15 protein-coding genes are annotated in these 14,443 nt (G+C 55.4%); 5 read left to right on the top strand and 10 right to left on the bottom strand.

The window, feature by feature from the left end; translation table 11 throughout:
• Positions 1–331 precede the first annotated feature (331 nt).
• Positions 332–1,354, bottom strand: a complete 1,023-nt coding sequence (gene ilvC / locus ABWV47_RS06770; protein WP_353309961.1) for a ketol-acid reductoisomerase — start codon at positions 1,352–1,354, stop codon at positions 332–334.
• Between the two features lie 132 nt (positions 1,355–1,486).
• Between ilvC and ABWV47_RS06765 the strand changes: the two genes are divergently transcribed.
• Positions 1,487–1,942 carry an Lrp/AsnC family transcriptional regulator gene (locus tag ABWV47_RS06765; protein WP_353312038.1) on the top strand — a complete coding sequence of 152 codons (456 nt, stop codon included), beginning with the start codon at positions 1,487–1,489 and terminating at the stop codon, positions 1,940–1,942.
• A complete protein-coding gene (locus tag ABWV47_RS06760; RefSeq protein ID WP_353309958.1) occupies positions 1,939–2,394 on the top strand; it encodes an Lrp/AsnC family transcriptional regulator in 456 nt (151 codons plus the stop codon). The genes ABWV47_RS06765 and ABWV47_RS06760 overlap by 4 nt, the downstream gene beginning before the upstream one ends.
• Positions 2,395–2,409: 15 nt before the next feature.
• Here ABWV47_RS06760 and ABWV47_RS06755 read toward each other — a convergent pair whose 3' ends face one another.
• The gene (locus ABWV47_RS06755) at positions 2,410–3,537 is read right to left on the bottom strand and encodes a Hint domain-containing protein (RefSeq protein WP_353309955.1); all 1,128 of its coding nucleotides are present in this window, start codon (positions 3,535–3,537) and stop codon (positions 2,410–2,412) included.
• A 204-nt stretch (positions 3,538–3,741) separates the two neighbouring features.
• On the opposite strand from ABWV47_RS06755, the gene ABWV47_RS06750 reads away from it, so the two are divergent.
• Positions 3,742–4,869, top strand: coding sequence for an aminotransferase class V-fold PLP-dependent enzyme (locus tag ABWV47_RS06750; RefSeq protein WP_353309953.1), 1,128 nt, complete (start codon positions 3,742–3,744; stop codon positions 4,867–4,869).
• A gap of 138 nt (positions 4,870–5,007) precedes the next feature.
• Here ABWV47_RS06750 and ABWV47_RS06745 read toward each other — a convergent pair whose 3' ends face one another.
• The 3 genes from ABWV47_RS06745 to ABWV47_RS06735 form a co-directional block, all read right to left on the bottom strand.
• Entirely contained in the window at positions 5,008–6,210 is a 1,203-nt protein-coding gene (locus ABWV47_RS06745; protein WP_353309950.1) for a UbiH/UbiF family hydroxylase, read from the bottom strand.
• A gap of 74 nt (positions 6,211–6,284) precedes the next feature.
• Positions 6,285–6,509 (bottom strand): hypothetical protein, encoded by a 225-nt coding sequence (locus ABWV47_RS06740; RefSeq protein ID WP_502959687.1) that lies wholly within the window; start codon positions 6,507–6,509, stop codon positions 6,285–6,287.
• 199 nt (positions 6,510–6,708) lie between these two features.
• Positions 6,709–7,353, bottom strand: a complete 645-nt coding sequence (locus ABWV47_RS06735) for a pyrimidine 5'-nucleotidase (RefSeq protein ID WP_353309947.1) — start codon at positions 7,351–7,353, stop codon at positions 6,709–6,711.
• Positions 7,354–7,470: 117 nt separating this feature from the next.
• Here ABWV47_RS06735 and ABWV47_RS06730 point away from each other — a divergent pair, with 117 nt between their 5' ends.
• On the top strand, positions 7,471–8,109 hold the full coding sequence (locus tag ABWV47_RS06730) for a GntR family transcriptional regulator (protein ID WP_353309944.1): 639 nt from the start codon (positions 7,471–7,473) through the stop codon (positions 8,107–8,109).
• Here the strand turns inward: ABWV47_RS06730 and ABWV47_RS06725 are convergent, their stop codons facing one another.
• Positions 8,110–10,092 carry a glycosyltransferase family 2 protein gene (locus tag ABWV47_RS06725; RefSeq protein ID WP_353309942.1) on the bottom strand — a complete coding sequence of 661 codons (1,983 nt, stop codon included), beginning with the start codon at positions 10,090–10,092 and terminating at the stop codon, positions 8,110–8,112.
• Positions 10,093–10,236: 144 nt separating this feature from the next.
• On the bottom strand, positions 10,237–11,391 hold the full coding sequence (gene carA / locus ABWV47_RS06720) for a glutamine-hydrolyzing carbamoyl-phosphate synthase small subunit (protein WP_353309939.1): 1,155 nt from the start codon (positions 11,389–11,391) through the stop codon (positions 10,237–10,239).
• A 184-nt stretch (positions 11,392–11,575) separates the two neighbouring features.
• Between carA and ABWV47_RS06715 the strand changes: the two genes are divergently transcribed.
• Positions 11,576–12,043 (top strand): GatB/YqeY domain-containing protein, encoded by a 468-nt coding sequence (locus ABWV47_RS06715; protein WP_353309937.1) that lies wholly within the window; start codon positions 11,576–11,578, stop codon positions 12,041–12,043.
• A gap of 72 nt (positions 12,044–12,115) precedes the next feature.
• On the opposite strand, the gene ABWV47_RS06710 is transcribed toward ABWV47_RS06715, so the two are convergent.
• The 3 genes from ABWV47_RS06710 to ABWV47_RS06700 all read right to left on the bottom strand — a co-directional run bounded on the left by ABWV47_RS06710 (position 12,116) and on the right by ABWV47_RS06700 (position 14,424).
• Positions 12,116–12,652, bottom strand: coding sequence for a hypothetical protein (locus ABWV47_RS06710; RefSeq protein ID WP_353309935.1), 537 nt, complete (start codon positions 12,650–12,652; stop codon positions 12,116–12,118).
• Positions 12,653–12,734: 82 nt separating this feature from the next.
• A complete protein-coding gene (locus ABWV47_RS06705) occupies positions 12,735–13,535 on the bottom strand; it encodes a phytanoyl-CoA dioxygenase family protein (RefSeq protein ID WP_353309933.1) in 801 nt (266 codons plus the stop codon).
• Positions 13,536–13,599: 64 nt separating this feature from the next.
• Entirely contained in the window at positions 13,600–14,424 is an 825-nt protein-coding gene (locus ABWV47_RS06700) for an IclR family transcriptional regulator (RefSeq protein WP_353309931.1), read from the bottom strand.
• Between the last annotated feature and the right edge of the window lie 19 nt (positions 14,425–14,443).

The following is a 14,443-nucleotide window of genomic DNA, read 5'->3' as shown; positions in this document are numbered from 1 at the left end:
TCGTGCTTTATGACGGACACAGCACGTTGAGCACAGCGTTTGAGTTCGAAGAGGGGAAGAGCTTTGCAAGGAGGTGGCACCCCGGCAGAAACGCCCATTTTGAAGCAAAGGTCAGGGTCGCCTTTGTCCTCGCGTCGGAGGGACAATCTCGGGGCAACTTGCCCCACACTAGTTGGGAAGTTTGGGCCGAAAAGGCTAATGAGAAGCGTCAACACTACTATGACGGTTCGGCGAGCCCTTTGGAAAGAGCTTACATCAGTGCTTGTGGTGCTTAAGGTGGCTAACACAAAAAAAGGGGCCTATTGGCCCCTTTTCCGAAGTCTGAATGTGCTTAGTTCTTTTCTTTGTCGACCATTTTGCCGGCAGAGATCCAAGGCATCATGCCGCGCAGTTTCGCGCCTGTTTCTTCAATGATGTGCTCGTCGTTTGCACGGCGAGACGCTTTGATGGTCGGCTGACCAACTGCATTTTCCAACATGAAGTCACGTACGAATTTACCTTGCTGAATGTCGTTCAGCACTTCTTTCATACGGGCTTTGGTTTCGTCATATTTCAGAATACGTGGACCGGTGACGTACTGGCCATATTCTGCGGTGTTGGAAATCGAGTAGTCCATGTTGGCGATCCCGCCTTCATAGATCAGGTCAACGATCAGTTTCACTTCGTGCAGGCACTCAAAGTACGCCATTTCAGGAGCATAGCCTGCTTCGACTAGTGTCTCAAAGCCACAACGGATCAACTCAACCAGGCCGCCGCAAAGCACAGCCTGCTCACCAAACAAGTCCGTTTCGCACTCTTCACGGAAGTTGGTTTCGATGATGCCAGAACGGCCGCCACCGATTGCTGAACAGTAAGACAGGCCGATTTCTAGCGCGCGACCGGTGGAGTTGGTGTCCACAGCCACGAGGCAAGGCACGCCGCCGCCTTTGGTGTATTCTCCACGCACAGTGTGGCCCGGGCCCTTAGGTGCCATCATGATCACATCGATGCCTTCTTTGGGCTCAATCAGACCAAAGTGCACGTTAAGGCCGTGTGCAAATGCAATGGCCGCACCTGGCTTAATGTTATCGTGTACATACTTCTTGTAGGTTTCTGCCTGAAGCTCATCGGGCATGGTGAACATGATCACGTCACACCATGCGGCGGCTTCCGCAATACCCATTACCTTCAAGCCTTCGCCTTCGGCTTTTTTGGCAGAAGGGGAGCCTTCGCGCAGTGCCACAACAACATTCTTGGCGCCGGAATCGCGCAGGTTCAGCGCATGGGCGTGGCCCTGAGAGCCATAGCCCAGGATGGCCACTTTCATGTCTTTGATCAGATTGATGTCGCAATCGCGGTCGTAATAAACGCGCATAGTGAACGCTCCTTTTTTGATATCTGGCCGTACAATACGGTGTGTTTTTCCAAAAAATGACGGTGTAATTTGATGTATATGGAGAAATTTTAGGTGTTCTTATTCTCCTATGTATCTGATATCGACTTTTTCATGCTTGATGATGTGGATAGACGTATTTTGCGCCATTTGCAGGGTGACCCGACTCAGTCCTGGCCTGAGATTGCGGATCGTCTAGGTTTGACTACGTCCCGGGTGACCCGTCGCGTTGAGCGCTTGAAGGAAGATGGCGTGCTCCGCGGCCAACGCGCGATAATCGACTGGCAGGCGCTCGGGTATGAAGTTGAGGTCAGTCTTCGGATCACTTTGGATAAAACCCAACCCCGGTCTTTTGATGATTTCATCGAGGCCGCTCGGGAAATCCCTGAGGTGATCGAAATCCAAACCTTCTTAGGCCAGGTCGATGTGCGCTTGTCCATCATTGCGAAAGACATGCGCCACTATCAGGACATTTATCGCAGCCGCGTGCTGATCTTGCCTCATATCGCAGATATCGAGGCGCTGATGCATGTCGCGCGGATCAAGTCTGATGAAAGCCTGCCACTGTGATTGACCTTGACCAGATCGATCGTGCGGTTCTCAAGGCACTGGCGGAGGACGCCACGCAAAACGCTGGGGCTTTGGGCCGGCGCTTTGGATTGTCGCAACCTGCGACCTGGCGTCGGATCAAACGCTTACAAGCCAGTGGCGTGATTTCCGGCCGCAAATTGGATCTGGACCGTGAAAAACTTGGGTTTGGCGTAACCGTCTTTCTCGGGGTGAAACTGGCCACCAAGGGGCGGGTTAGTCTCGAAGATTTTGAGCGCGCTGTAACGGCCATTCCAGAGGTACAGACGGTGGAGCATGTGTTGGGCATGTATGACTATCGTTTGCGCGTGACTGCACGGGACATCTCTGATTTCGAACGAGTATTGCGTCGTCGTATCATGACGCTCCCAGGCGTCGGCAATGTAGATGCGAATGTTTTGCTTAGCGAAGAACGTCGCCCGGGCCCACTTTAGCGAGTTGGACTAAATCTAGACTGTCGAGCCAGAGGGTATGAGTGAGGCCTCAGACTTCTTAAGGCAACGTCGCGCTGCGAACTCAGGTGTCACCGTTTCGCCTTCAAAAAGCTCTCCGAAAATACTTTGCAGTTCTTTCATAGCTGCCGCCTGAGACGGATCGGCAAGAGCAAAGCTATCCACGGAGGGGTACAAGCTTTCGCTTAAAAGACCGTTGGCCCAAACGATTTGGTGTTGGTCAAACAATATATGCACGTATTCCACCCACCCTCCGGTACGCAAAGTAACATTGCGTTTGTCGATAAGGTGTTTTGCAGCCACGAGAACTTCTGGTTCTGCGAAGAGGAGTGAAATCTCCGGACCTTTGCGAAGAATTCGGTGATTTTGAGAGACTTCCAAGGCTCTGTGTTTGCCATAAGTATTGGCTGCGATGTGGACAGGTGCCATATGGCCGCGGGCTTGCACTCTACGTCGTCCGATCCAGCGTACTGTTTGCGCCCCATTGTCTAATGTCAGTACTTGATCCCCTGGCCTAAGGGTCTCTATCAACGCGGGTCCGCTGGGGGTTCGAAGTTTGGTGCCTACTGTGAAACACGGGATCGGTTGCGTGTAGTCGCCAACATAAAATAGGTTGTTGCCTTCCTCCAATGGCTCGTCGAAATCCCCGTCGCCATCAAGATCGATGTCTTGGTTGCGATCCAAGGTCAAACCGCCAGGTTGGTTGGCGGCGTCAGCTAAGTTTGTTCCTGGAGCAACAAATAAGCTACCAAAGGTTGGCCCGCCGTCCTCTGGTACCAGGACATTTGCATTGAAACGAACATATGCGTCTCCGAGGCCGCTCACGTCGCCTTGAATCGACGCAGTTTGACCAGGGTTTTGTGGCGCATAGTTGTACTTTACCAAGCCCGCTTCGTAATCGGCCAAAGAGTCATACACCGTTATGTCGCCAATCGCGCTGCTGCCTGAGAGTTCGCCATCTGGGGTTTCATTAACGGTTTCAAAAACCACGATGTCATCATCTTCAAAAGGTTGGGAGCCACCTGTAATAACGGCGATGCCTTGGCCGTCGTTACCTGTGCCGCTGGTCGTCGATACATTCGGGTTGTTTAGAACGTCTATTCCAAAAACAACAAACTCACCCATACTGACCATCCATTTGACAAAACATCACAAACTTTGAGGTAGACGCTAACATACGATACAGCCGAGATGTAGTCATCTCGTTGCTATGAAACGAACAGTTGAGACCGAATGCGTAGAAAGTTCGCAATACTGGCTCTCTCGGCGGTTACGTTTTATGTCAGGGTTAGGTTAATTGCCCTAGATGTCGCCAAATTGGAGGACCTAATGTCACTTTCCCGCCCTTCTGTTGATCCTAACGGGTTAGCTGAGTTCTCGGTGGTTTTCACCGACCGATCCCTCAACCACATGTCCAAGACGTTCCAGCAGGTGATGCGCGACATTTCTGCAATGCTCAAAGAGGTTTACAGCGCTGACGCCGTTGCGTTGGTGCCGGGGGGCGGCACCTTCGGCATGGAAGCTGTGGCTCGTCAGTTCGCAGCAGGACAGAAAACCTTGGTGGTGCGCAATGGCTGGTTCTCCTACCGCTGGAGCCAGATCTTTGAAGCTGGTGGGTTTGCTTCGGAAAGCACGGTGATGAAGGCGCGGCAAATCGGAAACGATGTCACTTCGCCTTTTGCACCTGCCCCGATTGATCAGGTTGTCGCCAAAATTCAAGAGAAAAAACCGCAGGTTGTATTTGCTCCACATGTAGAAACCAGCGCCGGGGTGATTTTACCCAACGACTATATCCAAAAGATGGCTGAGGCCGCCCACAGCGTGGGTGCACTTATGGTTCTGGATTGTATCGCCTCAGGTTGCGCTTGGGTGGATATGAAGGCGCTGGGTGTGGATGTCCTGTGCTCTGCACCACAAAAAGGATGGAGCGCATCACCCTCGGCTGGATTGGTGATGCTGTCGGCTAAGGCGATGGAAAGGCTTGAGAACACTCAATCGGATAGCTTTGCTCTGGATCTCAAAAAATGGCGTGACATCATGGCGGCTTATGAAAATGGCGGCCACGCCTACCATGCCACCATGCCGACCGACGCGCTGCGCGCTTTCCGCGACACCATGCTTGAAACCCGCGACTATGGCTTTGAAAAACTCCAAGCGGCGCAGTGGGAATTGGGCAATGCAGTGCGCAGCCTGTTGAAAGAAAAGGGCGTTCAATCAGTTGCAGCCGAGGGGTTTGGCGCGCCGGGCGTGGTGGTGAGCTATACCAACGATCCAGACGTCAAAAACGGCAGCAAATTCGCGGCTGAGGGGATGCAGATCGCTGCGGGTGTTCCTTTGGCCTGTGATGAACCTGAGGGCTTCATGACCTTCCGTCTTGGCCTATTTGGTTTGGATAAACTCTATGATGTTCCGACCACCTTGGCCCGTCTCAAAACGGTGCTGGATACGGTGATTTAGCACGTCGGTATTGCGTCTGTATCGCGACTGTATTGCGGAGGTGCCAAATCTTGGCGCCTCCTGCATTTCTGAGACCCCAAAATATCCCCGCGGGATTGGGGTTGCACCCAATTCTGTTGGGTCAGACTGCGCAGCGTTCTAGCGTACACCCAACCCCATTTGCATCAGCGTCTTGCGCACAGGTGCCATCGCATAGAGTGCATTGAGCCCCATCGCACGGGCGTCGCGCAATGGTTGCGCCGCGGCCATGGACGCGCGGTTGAGCATATCAATGCCCTGCACCCGCAGTTTTACATCAGCAAACCGCGCTCGGTGATATCGCTCAAGCATGCGCGCGCTGCCCAGATCGGCGCGATCTGCTTTGGCAAGATCCAACAAGACCTGCATGTCTCCAAGGCTCATGTTCAATCCCTGTGCCCCAATCGGTGGAACCACATGTGCAGCCTCAGCAACCAAGGCAAGTCGCTGGCCGTAGAGGCGGTCTGCAGATTGAGAGATGATAGGCCAAATCGTGCGGCGAGACGCCAAGGTCAGCGGGCCATATAGTGCGCAGCTGCGATCGGTCATCTCTGCCTCAAAAGCGGCAGTTTCCATTTCAAACAGCTCTTGCGCGCGTGGGCCACGTTCCATCCACACCAGGGCTGAGCAGGGCAGACCGTTGTGGTCGGGCAGTGGCACTAGTGTGAAGGGCCCACCAGACCGGTGAATTTCAGTGGAGACATTGGCGTGTGGGATTGGATGGGTCACCGCCTGTGCCAATGCTTTTTGGCCGTATCTTGTGGTTTTTACGGTGATCCCAGCGGCAGTGCGCATGGGGGAGCCACGCCCATCGGCGGCAATCACGAGTCGTGCGCTGGTTTGGCTGCCATCGGTTAGGCCGACACGGGCCTCTGCAGTTCGGGTGAACAGGGTTTTGGTGGCGCAGCCCAAACGCAGATCGACGTTGCCCATTTCATTCAAGCGGCCCAGCATTTCGCGGCGTAAGAGCCAGTTGGGGAGGTTCCAACCAAAGGGCTGTTCCGAAATGTCGGAGGCATTGAAATCTTTGACGATGCGCGGTTCAGGCAGATCACCCCCAGCATCCACAATACGCATGATCTGCAAGGGGGCCGCGTGGTTGTCCAACCGCTCCCACAGGCCGGCCTCTTCCAAAAGCGCACGGGCGGGCTGCAGAAAGGCGGTGGTGCGCATGTCCGCCCCAGCGGCGTCGCGATCCGTGATTGGCGGTGTTGGGTCCACACATTGCACTGTAAACCCTGCTGCGCCAAAGGCTGCGGCTGCGGTCAGCCCAGCAATGCCGCCACCAGAAATCAGGATATCCACTTGGGTCGCTTTGGTCATTGGCATCATCTCCTGCCAAGCACTTTATGATGCGGGGCATAGGGTTCCAAGTGGATGGATTGTCGCCGTTTGATTTAGCCGCGTGAAATCAGCACCAATGCCAGAAAGATCACGGGGACCAGTGCCACGGCAGGAATGTAAAGTCCGGGAACGCCAAACAGTGCAATGGACGTGCCCCAAAGCGTCACAAGGGCGGCAATTGCGATCCAAACCCAAGTTGTTTCAGACAGGTTGCGCAAACTGCGAGTCGCGGATTTTGACATATCGGAGGATGTTGCGGGGGCGGCTGAAGGGCTCATAAGGCGGTCCTTTTCTGGATAGCACAGTTGATCATCGTGGCTGCGAAAACGGCGAGTTAAGGGCGCGTCAGCACAGTTTGGCCTCGATCAATCCTGTGATCTGTCCAACGCACTGTCCTGCCGCGTTCTGTAGATATGCATTTGGGAGGCATGTTTAAGCGGGCAGAGTGTCGCACAACGTAATGCGTGGCGGCATGGTTTACCGCAGCTTGGAAAGAAACGTTGTGAGATCGTCGGTATGGAAGTGGATGTGATCCGCATCCATGCGGTCTGGGGCCACGTGCACAGTGCGCATGCCCATGTCGTGTGGTGCTTGTAGGTTGCGTTCATCATCCTCAAACATCGCGGCAGCGTCGGTGTTCACCCCATCTTTGGCAAAAATGGTTTCAAAGGCTGCGCGCTCTGGTTTGGGGAGAAAGTCGGCGTGCTCCACACCGTAGATGGCATCAAACAGCCCATCAAGGCCACGTGCGGCCAGCACGCGTTCTGCATAAGGTGCGGTGCCGTTGGTGTAGACAATGCGCCGTCCCGGCAGCGCTTTGATGTGTTGGGCCAACGGAACGTCCACCTCCAGATGATCCAGCGAAATGTCATGTACATCTTTGAGGTAGGGCGTGGGATCGAGATCATGCTCGCGCATCAGCCCAGCCAGAGTTGTGCCATAGCGGGCCCAATAGTCTTGGCGCAAATGGTCGGCACGTGGCTTGTCGACCTTCAACGCCTCCATCACATAGTTGGTCATACGCACCTCAATTTGATCAAAGAGGCGCGCCTTTGGCGGGTAAAGGGTGTTGTCGAGATCAAACACCCAGGTCGTGACATGTGAAAAGGACGGCTTTGGCATGATGTTCTGATACGCCGGGTGCGGCGGGGGCGCAATGGCGGCTTTGATCGGAGTGGGGTTGCATCATGCGGCGGGCTGCGTAGTCTGACCCGTAACGTAAGACAGGAAAACACACAGATGTCGCAAAGCGCACGCCCGAACAAAGATGCCTACACCCTGATTTTGGAGGCGATTGATGTTGGTGTGTATAAACCGGGTGACCGGCTGGTGGAGAGCGATCTGGCTGAGAAGTTTGGCATGTCGCGCACGCCGATCCGCGAGGCTTTGCAGCGGCTCGAAACGCAGTCTTTGTTGGCACGCGACGGGCGCAGCCTGATTGTGAATTCACTGGACCACAACCAAATGGCGGAACTTTACGTGGTGCGTGGTGAACTTGAAGGTCTGGCGGCACGACTGGCCGCGCGCCATGCCACTGTCGAAGAAGTGCGGGTGTTGCGTGACATGGTGGAAGAAGATCAGGCACGGGTGAATGACCCGTCGGCGCTTGCACGGTCCAACCGACGGTTTCACAAGCAAATTCACCTGGCCAGCCACAACCGCTATCTGGTGCAACAGCTGGACTTAGTGCACCGGTCGATGGCGTTGATGGCGACAACGTCGATCGCCGTTGAAGGTCGGGGCGAAGACACATTGGTGGAGCATCAGGCGATTGTGGAAGCCATTGAAGCGCGCGATGAGGATGGGGCAGACCTGGCGCTGCGCAAGCACATCTCAACCGCGTTTGTGACCCGGTTGAAGCAAGAAAACGAAGGCTGATCAGGCCGCGTTTTGGTTGTCATTTGAGGTCAGCTTGTTGGTCACCCCATGGGCGACGCCTTCGGTTGTTTTGCCGTGGCTGGTTTTGTCCCAATAAAATGGTGCAACGACCATTTCTATCAACCCTTTGTATGCGGCCAAGGTTGCCAAGGGAAAATAGAACACCATCGACAGTGTCCATTTGTATAGAGGCGGGCGATCGATTTGCGTGATTGCAGCGATCCATACCGCGCCGTTTGATATGCCTGCAAGCAGGAGCAGAGAGGATATCACCGTAAGGGCAGGCGGCGAAAAGGTGGTGGCAAGCGGGCTTGGCAGTCCAAAAGCTGTGACCCACAGCAGCCAAAGCAGCGGGGCCATAAGGAACTGACTGATGGTACACAGAAACAAAAGCTGGAACCCCAGAAACTGTCGGACGCCCAGTTCACGCCATAGGATGCGTGGCGTGCGCATGTGTACAAGGTAGGTTGCCATATATCCCTTCAGCCAGCGTGATCGCTGACGGACCCATGCGATTGGACGACAGTTTGCTTCTTCATAGGTGACACTGTCGAGCAGTTCGGTGCGATATCCGTGCCGGGCGAGGCGGATGCCCAAATCGGCGTCTTCGGTCACGTTGTGACTGTCCCACGCGCCAACAGATTCGATAGCACCGCGTTTTAGAAACAGAGTTGTGCCGCCAAGAGGTATTGCAAAACCCAAGCCGAGCAGTCCGGGCAAAATCAAGCGAAACCAAGAGCCGTATTCAATGGCAAAACAGCGCGACAGCCAATTTGTATAGGGGTTGTAGAAGTCTAGTGCCCCTTGAATACATGCCACCTCAGGTGCGGCTTGCGCAAAGTGATGGGCAACCCTTTCCAGTTGATCAGGTGCGGGGGCGTCCTCGGCATCCCAAATGCCAATGATGTCGCCACGACAAAACGGCAGCGCATAGTTGAGCGCACGTGGTTTGGTGGTGATTCCAGAGCCTGCGGGCACCTCGATCACGCGCATCCAACGCGGCAGCCTTGTGCGCGCAACGGTGTCACGGGTGAGCTGGTCTTTCTCTTCAAGTACCAAAACCAAATCCAATAGCGCACGTGGGTAGGTCAGTCGGGTCAAACGCTGTATCAATGCGGATGCAATTTCCGTTTCACGGAACAAAGGCACCATGATCGAAATTTGAGGCAGTTTGGTCCTGTGCCCGGACGCCGATAACTTTGCGGGCAATGCGGTGATAGAGCCTGTGATGTTGAAGTCCGGCGGTGGTGTCGACATGGTTTTGGCGCGGACCTGTGTGCGCAGCCGCAAGACGAACGCCGCGACGCGCAGGCCTGTGGCTGCTGTAAGGGTCAGCATTGTCCACAGTGTCACAAGTGCCAAAACCAAGTTGGGCAGCAAAACACACAAAGACGATAGGGCGATCAGAAGGAAGGCGAGGCGCAAATTACGCTGTCTTGGTGCGGCAGCTAAGCTGCGGCAACTCAGAATTTCGGGGACCGTGGTTTCTGCCAAATCTGTGAGTGTGCGGCGTCGATGCAGGGTGATGTGCGCTTCAACATCCTGTGGATCAGCAACGGCGATGTGGGCAGATTTCAGGGTGTGGGGCAACGAGGCTTGCAACCTGTCCAACTGGTGCGGGCGTCCTGTGACCAGAATGTTTTGCCCGCCAAGCTGTGCCCATGGCAGCACGTTGTATTGTAGGCAGTAGGCTGGCGGCAACAGGTCAGAGACCTCCTGTGCTGGCGGTGTTCTTTTTAGGTCAACGCGCTGCATGCCATTGCGGCGTGCCAGCATGTCCCGCATGTGGCCTTCGCTTAACCATCCGCGGGCGGTTAAGATATCGGGCAAGGTTGTGTCCCAAACAGATTGGCACCGCAGCGCATAAAAAATCTGCCAGGGTGTAACCAGATTCTGTTCGATCAGAACACGTGCCAGCGGCAGCCGTGCGCTCCGACGGGGAAGAGATGGTTCCGGTAGTCTGTGGAGTCGTGCGTTGGTCATGCCAGCCACCTGCCACAAATGCGATCAGCAGATGGTGCAAGCACATTGGTTAACGGACCGTTAACCAAGAACTGGGAGCAACGTCGGGGTGTGGTAAACCCCACCTGCAGAGGGCAGGTAGGGTTCTGTTGGTTCTAGGTCAGCCTAGGCGCGCGCGGCCATTGCAGCGGCGAAATTTTCAAACAGATAGAAGCTGTCCTGTGGTCCCGGTGAGGCTTCTGGGTGGTGCTGGACGGAAAAGACCGGACGGTCAGCCAAGCGGATGCCGCAGTTGGAGCCGTCAAAAAGCGAGACATGTGATTCCACAACACCTTCGGGGAGCGATTGCCCGTCCACTGCAAAACCGTGGTTCATCGAGGTGATTTCAACTTTGCCTGTGTCATGGTCTTTGACGGGGTGGTTGGCACCGTGATGGCCGTGGTTCATTTTGACGGTTTTCGCGCCCAAGGCCAAAGCCAGCATTTGGTGTCCAAGGCAGATGCCAAAGACCGGAATGTCGGCCTTCAGAACCTTTTGGATCATGGGCACAGCATATTCACCTGTCGCGGCGGGATCGCCCGGACCGTTGGACAGGAAGACCCCATCTGGATTGTGCGCCAGCACCTCTTCGGCTGTTGCGGTGGCTGGCAATACGGTGACGTCGCATCCCACCGACGCGAGGCAACGCAAGATGTTACGTTTGGCGCCAAAGTCCACTGCCACAACTTTGTGTTTCGGGTCGCTCAGTTTTGGATAGCCGTCTGGCCATGCCCAGCGCATTTCATCCCAGCGGTAGCTTTGCGCGCAAGTGACCTTTTTGGCGAGGTCGAGACCTTCTAGGCCGGAAAAGGCGCGGGCTTTGGCCACCAGAGCTTCGGTGTCAAAGTTGCCGTCAGGATTGTGGGCAAGTGCCACATGAGGTGCGCCTTGTTGGCGGATAGCGCGTGTGAGGCGACGAGAGTCGACCCCACCAATTGCGATGCGACCGCGTGAGGCCAACCACTCAGACAACGTTTGCACCGAGCGCCAGTTGGACGGCGTGGTTGGATCCCATTTCACCACCATGCCTTCGGCGACCGGATCGGCGGTTTCGTCATCTTCCGGGTTTACGCCTGTGTTGCCGATGTGGGGAAAGGTGAAGGTGACAACCTGACCCGCATACGATGGATCGGTCATAATTTCCTGATAGCCGGTCATGGCCGTATTGAAACAAAGCTCAGCGACGGTTTCGCCAATGGCGCCAAATCCGCGTCCGTAAAACAGCGTGCCGTCGGCAAGCGCAAGGCAGGCGGTCGGGTGATCGGGGGTCGATGCAGTCATGTGCGAGTCTCCGGCTGGCAAATTGGCCGATGTCTATGTCGACAGGCGACGGGCGTCAAGCGGTTGCGTGTGCGATCATGGCCCTTGTTTTAAAGGGTTTGAACAAAAGAATGCAGCGGTTGCGAGTCAGGCAACGTTTATATAAGGTCGCAGGCTTGTGTTTGACAGCAATTGGCAAAAATGAATGGCTCTTAGAGAAGACATCAACAACGCATTGAAACAAGCAATGCGTGACCGGGCCGCGGACCGGCTTTCCACGTTGCGGCTGATTATGGCCGCGATAAAAGACCGCGACATTGCGGCGCGTGGCGAAGGCGAGGACACCAGCGGTGTGGCCGATGGTGAGATCCTCTCCATTCTGGCCAAAATGGTGAAGCAACGACAGGAAAGCGCGCGCACTTATGAAGAGGGCGGTCGACTGGACCTAGCTGAGCGAGAGCTTTCGGAGATCACCATCATCGAAGAGTTCCTGCCCAAGCAGCTGAACGAAGATGAAATCATCGAAGCGGTCAAAGTGGCTGTGGCAGAAGTGGGTGCTGAATCAATCCGTGACATGGGCAAAGTCATGGGCGCGCTCAAATCCAAATACACTGGTCAGATGGATTTTGGCAAAGTTGGACCTATGGTGAAAGACACGCTGTCCGCCGGTTAAAATTCTGTCCTGTAATAGAAAATTTAGGGCCGCGACATTGTTGTCGGGGCCCTCTTCTTTTTGTGCGGTGCTTCAAACAACGCCGGCCCCGGTAAAGCCGCATTCGTCCATGGCCTTCAGGTAGGCTGCGGTAAACCCGTCGAGATAGACGTTCATAAACACACGGCCACTGACTGCCAGCACCATCAAATTGCTGTCGCGCATGGCGCGCAGCGTGTTTTGGCTGTGCGGGTGGGGAAGGCCACTGTAGGCTTGCGGAATCCCCTCTTCGTCAAAGTAGCTGTAAGCCCAGGCGGTGGTGTCCCAGCCGTTGTCAAATTCAAAGGACACAACCTGCCCTTGTTGCAGGCGGGTGGCATAGCCACGCGGTGCGTATTCTTGAACGTAAACAGTTGGGAATGTGTAGGGCGGACCCATATCGTCGCTGTTGACGGTGATATGCACAACCGGCTCACCGTCGCCGCCAAACCGAGCCGAACAGGTGCGGCGTAGATAGTTGCCCGCGCTTGTGGTCTCTGAAGAGACGTTCCATGAGCCGTAGGTCCAATATCCATCCGCTGATACGGGGGCTGCGATGAGGGCCAAAAGGCCTGCGATGTAGAGTTTCACGTCTCAAGTCTCCTTAGATTTTTCGCTAAGGTTGCAGGGAGATACTGAGATTCGCTTGAGAAAATCGTCGCAATTGTTCGGGTTAGGCAGACGGTTTTGGCCACAACATCGGAAACCAGTCTTCTCTCAGCTTTTGACCCTGTTGCATGTCATGGCCGGGAAACGGCGGCGAGGTGCGGCCTGGGCGTTCAACATAGCGGGCATCATCACCAAGCAAGCGCAGAGAAAAGGCACGACGGCGCGCGGTGGCTGTGTTGCCTCGGGCGCCATGCAGGATGTGATAGTTGAAGGCCACCGCATCACCCGGCTGCATCTCCCATTCTAGAACACGCATGCCTTCGGCATCAGGATCGGGGATGGGCATGTAGTCGTCGGCGTTGGGGAAAAAGCTCTCTTCTGATACCCAGCGGGTGGGCAGAACCGGTTTCTCCCACTTGTGGCTGCCTGCGACGGTCCGCAACGTGGCGTTTGTGACCGGATCAAGGGGAGACCAAAAGCTGATTGTTTGGCTGCCTTCAACAAAATAGTAGGGTCCGTCGGTGTGCCACGGGGTGGCCATGGAGGTGCCGGGCTCTTTCACCAATACGTGGTCATGGAACATCTGAACTGTGTCGGATTGCATCAGTTGGGCCGCGACCTCGGCCGCGCAGGAGGTCTCAATGACCTGCTGAAACTCGGGGATGCGTTGCCAGTTGCAATAGTCGTCAAAGAAGCGGCCGGTTTCGCCGGCTTTGTCGTTGTTGGAAGCGTAGGGGCCTGGCTCGGCCATATTGCGGGCCACTCCGGCGCGCAGGGCGTCGACATGATCCGCAAACAGTCCGCGGATGAGCACAACACCGTCTTGTTGGAAGGTTTGGATGTCCTCGGGTGAGATTGTGACCATGGCGGCCTTCCTCGTTTTGTGTGCTCTTTACCGTGGAATGGTGCAAAACAAGCGTCAAGTGGTTTCAGACCTGCGTGACGTGCAAGCGCAGGGATTGGGCCACGTCTAGCAAGCGTGGTCCAAGATCGTTTTCCATTCGCTCTTTGGTCAAAAAATGTGCTGGACCACCGAGATTGATCGCCATGTCTGGGGTGGCGTCACCGGGCATCGGAAAGGGCACGGCGACAGAATGAACGCCGTCATGCCAGCCGCCATAATTGACATAAAAACCTGTCTCAGAGATTTGCGCAGAGGCGCTCTCGATACCATCGAGAATTGTGGGCCAGCGGTCTGGGCCATAGTGATCGGCCAAAAGCTCAAGAATTTCGGCACGCTCTTCGGGCTTGCACCCCGCTACATAAGCACGCCCCATTGCGGAGCGGGCCAAGGAGATTCGCGAGCCAACACCAAGCTGCAAAGACATCATGCCGTTTTCCGCCCGCGCACAAGCGAGATAAGTCACCGTGTGCTCATCACGCGCACCAAGCGCCACTTGAACGCCATCTCCTGCGTAGTCTGCCAGACGCTGCATGTGCTCTTTTGCGGCGTCACGGATCGGCATGCTGCCAAGGCACGCGAAACCAAGGCTGAGTGCCGGAACTCCGATGCGGTAACGGCCTGTTGGCTCATCATAAAGCAGATAGCCGGTTTGCAGGAGCGTGTACGTCAGTCGCGAAATGGTGGAGTTGGGCAGGCCTGTGCGTTCTGCCAGATCGCGGTTGGACAGACCCGTGCGGTCTTTGGGGCGAAAACAGCGAAGCACATCGAGCCCGCGAGACAGGGCGGTAACAAATTGGCGATCATTTTCCGTGGGTGTTGTTTCGCCAGACAGTGGAGTGCGTTTTCTCATTCGTAAGTGCCTATTTCCG

Origin of the sequence: Shimia sp. NS0008-38b, from assembly GCF_040370365.1 — a bacterium.
Lineage (GTDB): Bacteria > Pseudomonadota > Alphaproteobacteria > Rhodobacterales > Rhodobacteraceae > Shimia.
The sequence above is the reverse complement of the archived record's forward strand: the minus strand, read 5'-3'. Positions and strand labels throughout refer to the sequence as shown.

What these genes read in the sequence shown, in the direction of transcription:
- ilvC (WP_353309961.1), bottom strand. Translation starts at nt 1,354, where the DNA reads ATGCGCGTTTATTACGACCGCGATTGCGACATCAATCTGATCAAAGAC.
- ABWV47_RS06765 (WP_353312038.1), top strand. Translation starts at nt 1,487, where the DNA reads ATGCTTGATGATGTGGATAGACGTATTTTGCGCCATTTGCAGGGTGAC.
- ABWV47_RS06755 (WP_353309955.1), bottom strand. Translation starts at nt 3,537, where the DNA reads ATGGGTGAGTTTGTTGTTTTTGGAATAGACGTTCTAAACAACCCGAAT.
- ABWV47_RS06750 (WP_353309953.1), top strand. Translation starts at nt 3,742, where the DNA reads ATGTCACTTTCCCGCCCTTCTGTTGATCCTAACGGGTTAGCTGAGTTC.
- ABWV47_RS06745 (WP_353309950.1), bottom strand. Translation starts at nt 6,210, where the DNA reads ATGACCAAAGCGACCCAAGTGGATATCCTGATTTCTGGTGGCGGCATT.
- ABWV47_RS06740 (WP_502959687.1), bottom strand. Translation starts at nt 6,509, where the DNA reads ATGAGCCCTTCAGCCGCCCCCGCAACATCCTCCGATATGTCAAAATCC.
- ABWV47_RS06735 (WP_353309947.1), bottom strand. Translation starts at nt 7,353, where the DNA reads ATGCCAAAGCCGTCCTTTTCACATGTCACGACCTGGGTGTTTGATCTC.
- ABWV47_RS06730 (WP_353309944.1), top strand. Translation starts at nt 7,471, where the DNA reads ATGTCGCAAAGCGCACGCCCGAACAAAGATGCCTACACCCTGATTTTG.
- ABWV47_RS06725 (WP_353309942.1), bottom strand. Translation starts at nt 10,092, where the DNA reads ATGACCAACGCACGACTCCACAGACTACCGGAACCATCTCTTCCCCGT.
- carA (WP_353309939.1), bottom strand. Translation starts at nt 11,391, where the DNA reads ATGACTGCATCGACCCCCGATCACCCGACCGCCTGCCTTGCGCTTGCC.
- ABWV47_RS06715 (WP_353309937.1), top strand. Translation starts at nt 11,576, where the DNA reads ATGGCTCTTAGAGAAGACATCAACAACGCATTGAAACAAGCAATGCGT.
- ABWV47_RS06705 (WP_353309933.1), bottom strand. Translation starts at nt 13,535, where the DNA reads ATGGTCACAATCTCACCCGAGGACATCCAAACCTTCCAACAAGACGGT.
- ABWV47_RS06700 (WP_353309931.1), bottom strand. Translation starts at nt 14,424, where the DNA reads ATGAGAAAACGCACTCCACTGTCTGGCGAAACAACACCCACGGAAAAT.